This is a genomic window from Pseudorhodoplanes sp. (genome assembly GCA_032027085.1).
Lineage (GTDB): Bacteria > Pseudomonadota > Alphaproteobacteria > Rhizobiales > Xanthobacteraceae > Pseudorhodoplanes.
This window is the reverse complement of record JAVSMS010000001.1, coordinates 2,980,385-2,991,910: the sequence shown is the minus strand read 5'-3', so window position 1 is coordinate 2,991,910 and position 11,526 is coordinate 2,980,385. Positions and strand designations below refer to the sequence as shown.

General features: G+C 63.2%; 8 protein-coding genes. 3 read left to right on the top strand and 5 right to left on the bottom strand.

All coding sequences use genetic code 11. The features are described from left to right. Positions 1-63: 63 nt before the first annotated feature. Positions 64-1,860 carry an aspartate--tRNA ligase gene (aspS, locus tag RO009_14365; GenBank protein ID MDT3686215.1) on the bottom strand — a complete coding sequence of 599 codons (1,797 nt, stop codon included), beginning with the start codon at positions 1,858-1,860 and terminating at the stop codon, positions 64-66. Between the two features lie 134 nt (positions 1,861-1,994). Here aspS and RO009_14360 point away from each other — a divergent pair, with 134 nt between their 5' ends. The 3 genes from RO009_14360 (at position 1,995) to hpaD (ending at position 5,794) form a co-directional block, all read left to right on the top strand. Then, entirely contained in the window at positions 1,995-3,686 is a 1,692-nt protein-coding gene (locus RO009_14360) for a thiamine pyrophosphate-binding protein (protein MDT3686214.1), read from the top strand. 11 nt (positions 3,687-3,697) lie between these two features. Then, entirely contained in the window at positions 3,698-4,846 is a 1,149-nt protein-coding gene (gene rnd / locus RO009_14355; GenBank protein MDT3686213.1) for a ribonuclease D, read from the top strand. A gap of 96 nt (positions 4,847-4,942) precedes the next feature. Further along, positions 4,943-5,794, top strand: a complete 852-nt coding sequence (gene hpaD, locus RO009_14350) for a 3,4-dihydroxyphenylacetate 2,3-dioxygenase (GenBank protein MDT3686212.1) — start codon at positions 4,943-4,945, stop codon at positions 5,792-5,794. 9 nt (positions 5,795-5,803) lie between these two features. Here the strand turns inward: hpaD and ppx are convergent, their stop codons facing one another. The 4 genes from ppx to RO009_14330 form a co-directional block, all read right to left on the bottom strand. Then, a complete protein-coding gene (gene ppx / locus RO009_14345; GenBank protein ID MDT3686211.1) occupies positions 5,804-7,444 on the bottom strand; it encodes an exopolyphosphatase in 1,641 nt (546 codons plus the stop codon). Beyond that, positions 7,386-9,605 carry an RNA degradosome polyphosphate kinase gene (locus tag RO009_14340; protein MDT3686210.1) on the bottom strand — a complete coding sequence of 740 codons (2,220 nt, stop codon included), beginning with the start codon at positions 9,603-9,605 and terminating at the stop codon, positions 7,386-7,388. Before RO009_14340 ends, ppx begins: the two co-directional genes overlap by 59 nt. Before the next feature lie 93 nt (positions 9,606-9,698). Continuing rightward, complete coding sequence (locus tag RO009_14335) at positions 9,699-10,376, bottom strand: chromosomal replication initiator DnaA (GenBank protein ID MDT3686209.1); 678 nt, start codon at positions 10,374-10,376, stop codon at positions 9,699-9,701. Between the two features lie 2 nt (positions 10,377-10,378). Beyond that, entirely contained in the window at positions 10,379-11,512 is a 1,134-nt protein-coding gene (locus tag RO009_14330; protein ID MDT3686208.1) for an AI-2E family transporter, read from the bottom strand. Positions 11,513-11,526 lie beyond the last annotated feature (14 nt).

Genomic DNA, 11,526 nt, shown 5'->3' with positions numbered 1-11,526 from the left:
ACGGATGGCATTACGTTTCTCCCGCCCGCACCTTAACCTGCAGACGTCTCCAATGCAGCAGCTTCAGTTCTGCGGCAAGTTGAGGCGGATATGCAACTCGCGCATTTGCTTCGGCGTGACCTCCGACGGCGCGCCCATCAGGAGATCTTCCGCGCGCTGGTTCATCGGGAAGAGCACCACCTCGCGCAGATTCTCCTCTCCGCAGAGCAGCATGACAATGCGGTCGATGCCCGGCGCGATGCCGCCATGCGGCGGTGCGCCGAGCGAGAAAGCGCGCAGCATGCCGCCGAATTTCTGTTTCAGCACATCTTCGGGATAGCCGGCAATGGCAAAGGCCTTTTTCATCACGTCGGGGCGATGATTGCGGATCGCGCCCGACGACAATTCGACGCCGTTGCAGACGATGTCGTACTGGAACGCCTTGAGGCCGAGGATTTTTTCGTTGTCCTTCGGATCGAGCGCCAGGAACTCGTCGACCGGCATGTTCGGCATCGAAAACGGATTGTGCGAGAAGTCGATCTTCTTCTCTTCCTCGCTCCATTCATACATCGGGAAATCGACGATCCAGCAGAAGTCGAAACGGTCTTTCGCAACAAGAGCGAGTTCCTCGCCGACTTTCGTGCGCGCGGGACCGGCGAATTTCACAAAATCCTTCGGCCGGCCGGCGATGAAGAACACCGCGTCGCCGATGCCGAGCTTGAGTTGATCTGCGATCTGCTTGGTGCGCTCGGGTCCGATATTCTTGGCAAGCGGGCCGGCGCCACCCTCCTCGCCCTCACGCCAGAAGATGTAGCCGAGACCCGGCTGGCCCTCGCCCTGCGCCCAGGAATTCATGCGGTCGCAGAAGGCGCGGTTGCCGCCCTTCGGCGCCGGGATCGCCCACACTTCGACCTGCGGATCCTTCTCGATCATGCCGGCGAAAATCTTGAAGCCCGATCCGCGGAACGCCTCGGTGACATTCTGCATCTTGATCGGATTGCGCAGGTCCGGCTTGTCGGTGCCGTACATGCGCATCGCGTCGGCATAAGGGATCATCGGGAATTTCGATGTCACCGCCTTGCCGTCGGCGAATTCCTCGAACACGCCGCGCAACACCGGCTCCACCGCGGCGAACACGTCTTCCTGCGTGACGAAGCTCATCTCGATATCGAGCTGGTAGAATTCCCCCGGCGAGCGGTCGGCGCGTGCATCCTCGTCGCGGAAACAGGGCGCGATCTGGAAATAGCGGTCGAAGCCCGACACCATGATGAGCTGCTTGAATTGCTGCGGCGCCTGCGGCAGCGCGTAGAATTTTCCGGGATGCAGGCGCGAGGGCACGAGGAAATCGCGCGCGCCCTCCGGCGAAGACGCGGTCAGGATCGGCGTCTGGAATTCGAAGAAGCCCCCCTCCTTCATGCGCCGGCGGATCGAATCGATGATGGCGCCGCGCTTCATGATGTTCTGGTGGAGCCGCTCGCGGCGCAGGTCGAGGAAGCGGTATTTCAGGCGGATGTCTTCCGGATATTCCTGGTCGCCGAAGACCGGCATCGGCAATTCGCCGGCCGCGCCCAGCACCTCGATGTCGACGGCGAAAACTTCGATCTGTCCGGTCGGAAGGTCGGGATTCTCGGTCCCGCCTGGACGCCGGCGCACCTTGCCGTCGACCCGCACCACCCATTCCGAGCGCAAGGTCTCGGCCGTCTTGAAGGCTGGACTGTCGGGATCGGCCACCACCTGGGTCAGGCCGTAATGGTCGCGCAGGTCAATGAACAGCACCCCGCCATGGTCGCGGATGCGGTGGCACCAGCCGGAGACGCGCACCGTCTCGCCAATGTGTGTGTCGCGGAGCTCGCCGCAGGTATGGGTGCGATAGCGATGCATGTCTGAAGGGATTCGCGGCTTCTAGGGCTGAGGGCCGCGAAAAGCGCATGGGGGTCTGTCTTTGTCAAGGCGACGGCCTCGACATCGTGGCATCGATCTGCAAACTCAGCACCGGAAACGCTTCGGCGGACGACATGACCAAGAAGACGACAAAAGCGGCCCGCAAGAGCGGAACCAAAACAGCGCCCCTCCCCAATGGCCGCATGACCACCGGCGAGGCGGCCGTAGCCTCCCTGCTCGCGCATGGGCTGGACACGATCTATGCCCTGCCCGGCGTGCATAACGACCCCTTCTTCGACGCCCTCTATAAGGCCGGGAACCGCATCCGGACCATCCATACCCGGCATGAACAAGGGGCGGCCTACATGGCGCTGGGGGCGGCGCTCGCGACCGGCAGGCCGCAGGCCTATGCCGTGGTGCCGGGGCCCGGCCTCCTGAATACCGGGGCGGCTCTGTTGCAGGCTCACAGCATGAACGCGCAGGTTCTGGCCATTATCGGCCAGATTCCCCAGGCCGCCATTGGCCGCTCGCTCGGCCATTTGCATGAAATCCGCGATCAGGCCGGGATCATTGCCCGCCTCGTCGACCATTCCGCCCGCATTGCCCGGCCGGCGGACGCCCCGCGCCTGGTGAACGATGCCATGCGGGCCATGGCCACCGGCCGGCCCGGACCGGCGGCGCTGGAATGCGCCATGGACGTCTGGGGCCGCTCCGAGCCGGTCGGCAGGATCGGCAAGCCGGAGAAGCCGGAACTTCCCCCGATCGATGAGGACGCGGTCCTGGCGGCCGCCAAGATCCTAGGCGCCGCCAGGAATCCCATGATCGTGGTCGGCGGCGGCGCCCAGGGCGCTTCCCGCGAGGTCACCCGCCTCGCCAATATGCTGCAGGCGCCCGTGGTCGCCTGGCGGCGCGGCCGCGGCGTGGTCGATGACCGCAATCCGCTCTCCATCCCGCTACCGCTGGCGCACGAGATGTGGCGCGAGGTGGACGTGGTGATCGGCATCGGCACCCGCCTCTTGATGCAGCTCGACAACTGGGGTCACGACCCGCAGCTGAAAGTGGTGCGCATCGACGCCGATCCCGACGAAGTCGAACGCATCGGCAAGCCGGCCGCGGCGATCATCGGCGATTCCGCGCGCGCGCTGAAACGTCTGCTCGATGTGCTTCCGGCACACAACATCAAGCGCAAGTCACGCAAGGCGGAAATGCTGGAGCGCCACGCGAAGATGAAAAAGCGGCTCGGCAAGCTCGGCCCGCAGATCGCATTTCTCGAAGCGATCCGCGCCGAACTGCCGGAGAACGGAATCTTCGTTGACGAGGTGACGCAGATCGGCTTCGCCTCCCGCCTCGCCTTTCCGGTCTACAAGGCGAACACGTATATCTCGCCCGGCTTTCAGGACAATCTCGGCTGGGGCTATGCCACCGCGCTCGGCGTGCAGAATGCGCGGCCCGACGTGCCGGTGCTGTCGATCTCGGGCGATGGCGGTTTCATGTATACCGCAGTCGAGCTCGCCACCGCCGTGCGTCACCGCATTCCGCTGGTCAATATCGTGTTCAGCAACAACACCTACGGCAACGTGAAGTTGATCCAGCAGCAGAGTTACGGCGCCCGCCATATCGCCGTCGATCTGGCCAACCCGGATTTCGTGAAATTCGCCGAGAGCTTCGGCGTCGCCGCCGAGCGCGCGCATGACGCGAACGAATTGCGCAAAGCCCTGCGCCGCGGTTTCGCGCGCCGCGACGGCCCGACCCTGATCGAGGTGCCGGTCGGCGAAATGCCGTCGCCCTGGGAGTTCATTCTCATGCCGCGCGTGCGCGGCGCCTGAAGTTGATGTTGATGGACCTGATTACGACGACCGGTGACCTTGCTGCCGCCTGCAAACGACTCGCGACCCACGATTATGTGACGGTCGACACCGAATTCCTGCGCGAGTCGACCTATTACCCGCAGCTCTGTGTGCTGCAGATAGCCTCGCCCGACGAAGCGATCGTTGTGGATGCCCTTGCCGATGGACTCGATCTGCAGCCTTTCTTCGATCTCATGGCGAACGAGAAGATCGTGAAGGTGTTTCACGCTGCGCGTCAGGACATCGAAATCGTCTGGCATCATGCAAGCCTGATCCCGCATCCGGTTTTTGACACCCAGGTCGCCGCCATGGTGCTCGGCTATGGCGACTCGATCTCCTACGATCAGCTTGTCCAGCGCATCACCGGCGACGCGCTCGACAAGTCTCATCGCTTCACCGACTGGACGCGGCGACCGTTGAGCAAGGCGCAGATCGAATATGCAGTCTCCGACGTTACCCATTTGCGTGACGTCTATCGCAAGCTGAACGCCGACCTTCAAAAGCGCGGTCGCACCGAGTGGCTGAGAGAGGAAATGGACATCCTCACCTCGCCCGAAACCTACCGCATGGATCCGGAAAATGCCTGGCAGCGCCTGCGCGCGCGTGTCCGCAAGCCCAAGGAACTGGCGGTGCTGATCGAGATCGCAGCCTGGCGCGAGCGCGAAGCCAAGGCGCGCGACGTGCCGCGTGGACGCATTCTGAAAGACGATGTGGTCGCCGATATCGCGGTGCAGGCGCCCACCACCATCGAACGCCTCGCCTCCTTGCGGTCCCTTCCGCGGGGTTTCGAGAAATCGAAATGGGGGCAGGACATTCCCGACCTCGTCAAGAAAGCCCTGGCGCGCGATCCCAAAACGCTGCCGGTGCTGGAGCGCTCCAAGCCCGCCCCCAACGGCGCGGCGACCGTCGAACTTCTCAAAGTGCTGCTGCGCATGACCTCGGAGCGGCATGCGGTGGCCTCCAAGGTGATCGCCACGGTCGATGATCTCGAGCGCATCGCCGCCGATGACCATGCCGACGTTCCCGCCCTCAAGGGATGGCGGCGCGACCTGTTCGGCGAGAAGGCGCTGGCGTTGAAAGCCGGACGGCTGGCGCTCGCGATCGAAAAAGGCCGCGTCTCGGCGATCGAGCGCGCATGATCCCCCGTCCGGACAAGCATCTTTGACATAGCTCAACTACGCCGGCCTGCTGCTTCCCTAACCTCGCGCAGATCCAGAACAATGCGGGGGAATGGCATGGGAGAGCTTGTACTTGCGGCGAAGGTTACACACGTGCCGTCGCTGATGCTGTCGGAACACGTGGAGCCGCTGAAGGGCACACGCGATGACGCGATCAATGCCCTGAAGCTGCTCGGCCGGCGGGCGCGCGAACGCGGCACCGACACCTTCGTCGTCTTCGATACGCACTGGATTTCGAATTTCGGATTCCACATCAACGCCAATGCGCATCATCAGGGCGTTTATACCAGCCCGGAAGCGCCGCACATGATCAGCGATCTCTCCTACGACTATCGCGGTCATCCCGAGCTTGCCGACCTGATCGTTTCTGAATGCGCCAAATCCGGCCCGAATGTACTCGCGCATCGCGTTCCCACCCTGCCGGTCGAATACGGGACCATCGTGCCGATGCACTATATGAATTCCGACAAGGCCCTCTCGGTCGTCCCCGTCGCTGCTCCGGTCTTTGCCTCCGTCGACGAGAACCGCAGATTCGGCGAAGCCGTCCGCCGCGCCATCGAGAAATCTGGTTGCAAGGCGGCGGTGCTGGCCAGCGGCTCGCTGTCGCACCAGCTGTTCGAGAACAGCAAGCTCGGCCCGCAAGCCTGGAACAGCATTTCCAGCGAATTCAACCGGCAGATGGATCTGCGCGTGCTCGATCTCTGGAAGGAGCGCCGCTATGCCGAGTTCTGCCGCATGCTTCCCGACTATACACGCAAGTGCAGCGGCGAAGCGCTGATGGCCGACACCGCCATGCTGTTTGGCGTCCTCGGCTGGGATGCCTACACGGGACAATCCGAACAGCTCTGCGCATATTTCCCGTCGAGCGGGAGCGGCCAGGTGGCCGTCGAATTTCATCTAACGGCGTGAGCCGTCCATTCAGTCCATCACCAGATGCGGCTCGCGGCCGATCAGCCGCGCCAGCGTCCGCAACCGGTTGAAGACCCGGTCGCCTGCCAGCGCGGCATATTTGCCGCGCATGCGCAGCACCAGCCGCTGGCGCTCGACTCGCAGCGGCGTCTCCGGCAGCACACCCGGCATTGAGGCCGATATCATATAGGCCACGCGCATTGCGGCGCCGAGCACGCGCGCATGATCGAGCAGACGGGTTGAAGCGAGTTCGCGCAGCCGCGGCGACAATTCGTCGTCATGCGTGACGCCGACATGACGGAAATAGACCGACAGCGCCAGAAATGCGCGCGCGGGATGATCCAGCGCCACGAATGATGCATGCGCGATGATGTTCAGCGACTGCTCGCCGCGATAATCCGGATGCGTGCGCCAGCCGACGTCAGCAACCAGACAGGCAGCGTGGCGCAACCGCCTTTCTTCTTCAGTTTCATCGATTCCCGATGAAGCAAAAAACCGGTCTGTCCATGCCAGCAATTCCTCGCCATGCAGCGGCGAACGCGAGCGCAGCAGATTGAGATTGCGCGCGGCCTCGATCAGCGCGTCCTTCCGCTGCTCGTGCACTTTCAGCATTGAATAGAGCAGACCTTCGCGCACGCCGAGGGCGGAAATCACCACATCGGCAGGCTTGGTCCGCCGCGTGAGATGCTCAAGCACCAAGGCGGCATAAGCGAGCAGCGGACGCCGCGCATCCGCGACAACATCGATCTGCGACAGCGTATCGATGTTGACACGACGCACCAGCTCGCAGAATTCGATCGCGTCTTTTGCGCGCATGCGATAGCCGTGCATGACATGCAGCGGATAGCCGGTCTGCGCCATGTGTAAGCGCGCCAGCGCACGCCAGGCGCCGCCCACCGCATAAAGGGAGCGTCCCTTCCCCGCCGCGCCAGCCTTCACATCGTGTAGCGCGTCGGCGACGATCTTCTCTGCTTTCTTGATCGATTTTTTCGAGGCGTCCTGCAAGGCCAGGCCGCCGAGCGGCAGTGTGATGCCGCGCCGCAATCGCTCGCCGTGAATATCCATCAGTTCGAGCGAGCCGCCGCCGAGGTCGGCAACAAGGCCGTTCGGCCGATAAATGCCCGAGATGACGCCGAGGGCGGACAATTCGGCCTCGCGCCGTCCTGACAGCACGTCGATCTTGATGCGGCTGAGATGTTCTGCCTCTTCGATGAAGGCCGGGCCGTTACGCGCGTCGCGGCAGGCCGCGGTCGCGATGCCGAACACATGCGCGACCTTCAGCGTATCGCAGAGCGCGCGGAACCGTTTCAGCGCCAGCAGCGCCTGCCTCACCGCGTCGGGAGCCAGCAAACCGGTCGACTGCACTTCGCGGCCCAGCCCGGCAAGAACCTTCTCGTTGAAGATCGGTGTCGGTGACCGCGTCAGGCCTTCATAGACAACAAGACGGACCGAGTTTGAACCGATATCGATGACGCCGACGGGCGGCCCGTGGTCGAGACGGCCTTGGGGCGAACGTGGCTTGCGGGACCTGGTCTTCTTCTTCGATTGGGGGGAGCCGGCCGCGGCGCGCGGCGGCGTCTTGTCATTCGCCCTACCGGTCCTGGCGGCGCGTGAGGCGGCGTGGCGGAGATTCCTTAAGAGATTTTCCACGTCCCGACAGGCTCGGATTGGTCATGAAATATTTCTGGGCGTTGAACGGCTCCTCGCCCTTGCCCGGCCTTATGCGGCTTGCGGTGCCGTCAGGCAAGACCATCCAGCTCTGCTCGTTATCCTTGAAGTTGACAACCATGATCTGGTCGAGGACCTGCTCATGCACGGTCGGATTCGTGATCGGGCACAGCGCCTCGACGCGGCGGTCCAGATTGCGCGGCATCATGTCGGCGGAGGAGATATAGACCGTCGCCTTGGCATGCGGCAGGCCGTTACCGTCTCCGAAACAATAGATTCGGCCGTGCTCCAGAAAGCGGCCGACAATCGATTTCACGCGGATGTTGTCGGACAGGCCCGGCACCCCCGGCCGCAGGCAGCAGATGCCGCGCACGACGATATCGACCCGCACGCCGGCGCGCGAGGCCTCATACAGGAGGTCGATGATTTCCGCATCGACCAGCGCATTCATCTTCATCCAGATCGCGGCCGGGCGGCCGGCCTTGGCATGGGCGATTTCCTGCCGGATGTGATCGCTGATTCGCTTGCGCAAAGTCACCGGCGATACCGCCATGGATTCGAGCTCGGCAGGCTCGGCGTAACCGGTGATGAAATTGAAGATGCGCGTGATGTCCTGAGCAATGACCGGATCGGCGGTAAAAAACGACAGGTCGGTATAGATGCGGGCGGTGATCGGGTGATAATTGCCGGTACCTACATGCACATAGGAGGCGAGCCGCTTCCCCTCGCGTCGCACCACCAACGACAATTTCGCGTGCGTCTTGAGTTCGACGAAACCATAGACGACTTGCACACCGGCGCGTTCCAGGTCGCGAGCCCAGCGGATATTGGCTTCCTCATCGAACCGCGCCTTCAGCTCGACCAGCGCGGTGACGGATTTCCCGGCTTCGGCCGCTTCCGCCAGCGTCTTGACGATGGGAGATTCAGCGGACGTGCGGTACAGCGTTTGCTTGATCGCAATCACATCCGGGTCGCGCGCCGCCTGTTGGAGAAACTGCACGACGACGTCAAACGATTCGTAGGGATGATGAACGATCAGATCCTTCTGCCGGATGGCGGCAAAACAATCGCCGCCATGGTCGCGGATACGTTCCGGAAAACGCGGATTGTAGGGAACGAAAAGAAGGTCGGGGCGATCGAGCGCAACCAGCTCCTTGAGGTCGTTGAGCGCCAGCATGCTGTCGGCAAGTTCGCCCTCGACAATATAGGTCTCGCTCTCGTCGACCCCCATCGACCGCTGCACGAAGCGGCGTAGCTCGACCGGCATATCGTCTTCGATCTCGAGACGGATCACCGATCCGCGGCGCCGCCGCTTGAGCACGCTTTCGAAGGAGCGCACCAGGTCTTCCGCTTCTTCCTCGATTTCTATTTCGGAGTCGCGGATGACGCGGAAAGCGCCCTGCCCGTGCACCGCATATCCCGGGAACAGCTGGCTGATGAAAAGGTAGATCACGTGCTCCAGCATGATGACGCGCTGCTCGCTGGCATCCTGACGCGGCAGATGCACGAAGCGCTCGATTTTGTGAGGCACGCGGATTAGCGCGTTCATCGCCTTGCTGTCGCTGACGCGCGCGAGTTGCAAGGCGATGGTGAAGCCGAGATTGGGTATGAACGGGAACGGATGCGCCGGATCAATGGCCAGCGGCGTCAGCACCGGGAAGATATGATGCAGGAAATGGTCTTCCAGCCACGCCTTCTCCTGTTTGGTCACCGTCTGCCCGTCCACGATGACGATGCCCTGTTCGGCGAGGTCATGACGCAGGGCACGCCAGCGGGCGAGCTGGTCGCGCGCCAACTTTGAGACCACCTCTCCAATCCGCGCCAATTGCTCGGATGGGGTCAATCCATCCGGGCTGCGGTCGGTAATGCCTTCGCGCACCTGTCCCTTGAGGGCGGCGACGCGCACCATGAAGAATTCGTCGAGGTTGTTGGCCGAAATCGACAGGAAACGCAGCCGCTCCAGCAGCGGATGGTTCGGATTGTCCGATTCATCCAGGACGCGGCGGTTGAAATGCAGCCACGACAATTCCCGGTTGATGAAGCGGTCCGGCGCGGTCAGCAGCGCCGTATCGAGGGCGGCGCCGGAGGGCGCCGGCGCAGCGGATTCCGCTTTCAACACAACAGCTTCGCTGCTTTCAGCCATGGACATTTGCCACTTGCTCCCGCCATCCGATTCTGGGCGTGGTTTATGACGGAGCCATGACGCCCCCATGACAGACAGTCTGGCACAAACCGCTTAAAAGCCGGTGTCCCGCAATACCTCGGTGGCCAGTGCACGGTTAACCGGGCGTTTGCGGACCAGCGCCTCCTGATCCAGCAGCGTCACCATAGCACGCGCAGCCGCGAAGGACCGCTCGATCCGGCTGACCAGATAGCCGACCAGGTTCTCGTCCACGGCGAGCTGGCGGTCCGCAAACAGCTTGACGATCACCGCCCGCAGCAAGGCGTCGTCCGGCGGGCTGAGCGTCAATGCCGGCACTGCGCGCAGACGTGAGGCCAGATCGGCGAGCGCGATCCTCCACTGCGTCGGCGGCGTCCGCGCGGTGAGCAGGAGCCACGCCTGGTCCTGCCGCACCAGATTCAACAGATGGAACATTGCGCGCTCGTCGAGGTCATTGTCGTCAATGTCCTCAAGCACCAGCGCGCCGGTTGCCAGCGCAGTCGGCAGATGCGTCTCCGGCAGCGCTCGCGCCGATAGAAAGCGCGCGCCCGATTGCTCCGCCCAGATCGAGGCCAGATGGCTCTTGCCGGAGCCCGCCGGTCCGACGAGCGCGATCACGCGGCTCGGCCAGTCCGGCCAGCGTTCGATCATGGCCAGCGCGGAGTCGTTCGGCGGCCCGACCAGAAAATCGTCGCGGGTCAGGTTCTCAACATGATCGAGCGCAAGCGCAAGCTGACGCGGGGCGGCCGGCATGATCAGCTTGGCTGGTCGCCGGTGTAATACGAACTCGCCTGATATTGCCGGACCAGAAAGCGCACCAGAACGCCGATGGCGGCGGCGATCGGCACCGCGACCAGAAGACCAACAAATCCGAACAGCACACCGAAGGCGAGCAACGAGAACATCAGCCACACCGGATGCAGTCCGGTCTCCTTGCCGACGAGATAGGGCTGCAGGAAGTTGCCTTCAATGAACTGGCCGACGGCGAAAATGCCGGCCGCGGCCACAACCCAGATCCAGTCCGGCCAGAATTGCGCCAGCGCCACGCCGGTGGCGAGCAGAAAGCCGACCATGGTGCCGATATAGGGCGCAAAGCTGAGAAAGGCCGCAACCAAGCCGATCAGCAATCCGAAGTTCAGGCCGATGGCAATCAGCGCGACGGAATAGAACACACCGAGGATGAGGCAGACAATCGCCTGCCCGCGCACGAAGCCGGAAATTGCGGCGTCCATTTCGCGGAGCAACGCGCGCACCGTCTCGCGATGATGAATCGGAATGAGGTTGTCGACCGCATTCACCATGCGTTCCCAGTCCATCAGCATGTAGAAGGCGACGATGGGCGTGATGACAAGGATTGACAGCACCGACACCAGCGCCTTGCCGCCCGACCAGAGCGAGCCGAGGAATGTCGTGATCCATCCCGCCGCGGTGGCGGCGACAGTGCCGAGCGACTTCTGCGCTTCCGGCAATCTTTCGCCGACGAAGGTGCCGAGCCAGCTCTGGTTGGATTGCTGGATCAGGACGCGCACACGATCGATCAGGTCGGGCAGGCGCTGCATGAACTGGCCGATCTGATCGCCCAGCACCGGCACGATGAGAATGATCGCCAGCACGAGCAAGACGGCGAAGACGATCACGATGATGACCGCCGCCCAGGCACGGCTCAGGCCGACGCCCTGCACCCGCTTCACCAGCGGATCGAGCAGATAGGCCAGCGCCATGCCGGCGACGAAGGGCAGCAGCACATCGGCAAGAATCCAGAGCAGCGCGATGAAGACGATCAGCGCGCCGGTCCAGAAAATGAGCTGGCGTTTCAGGCTGATGGGGCTCGGGGCGCGATCGGCGCCGCCCGGTGCCGTGCCGGAGGAGCCACGTTTCACATTTGCCATGCGCGCTTCCCCAC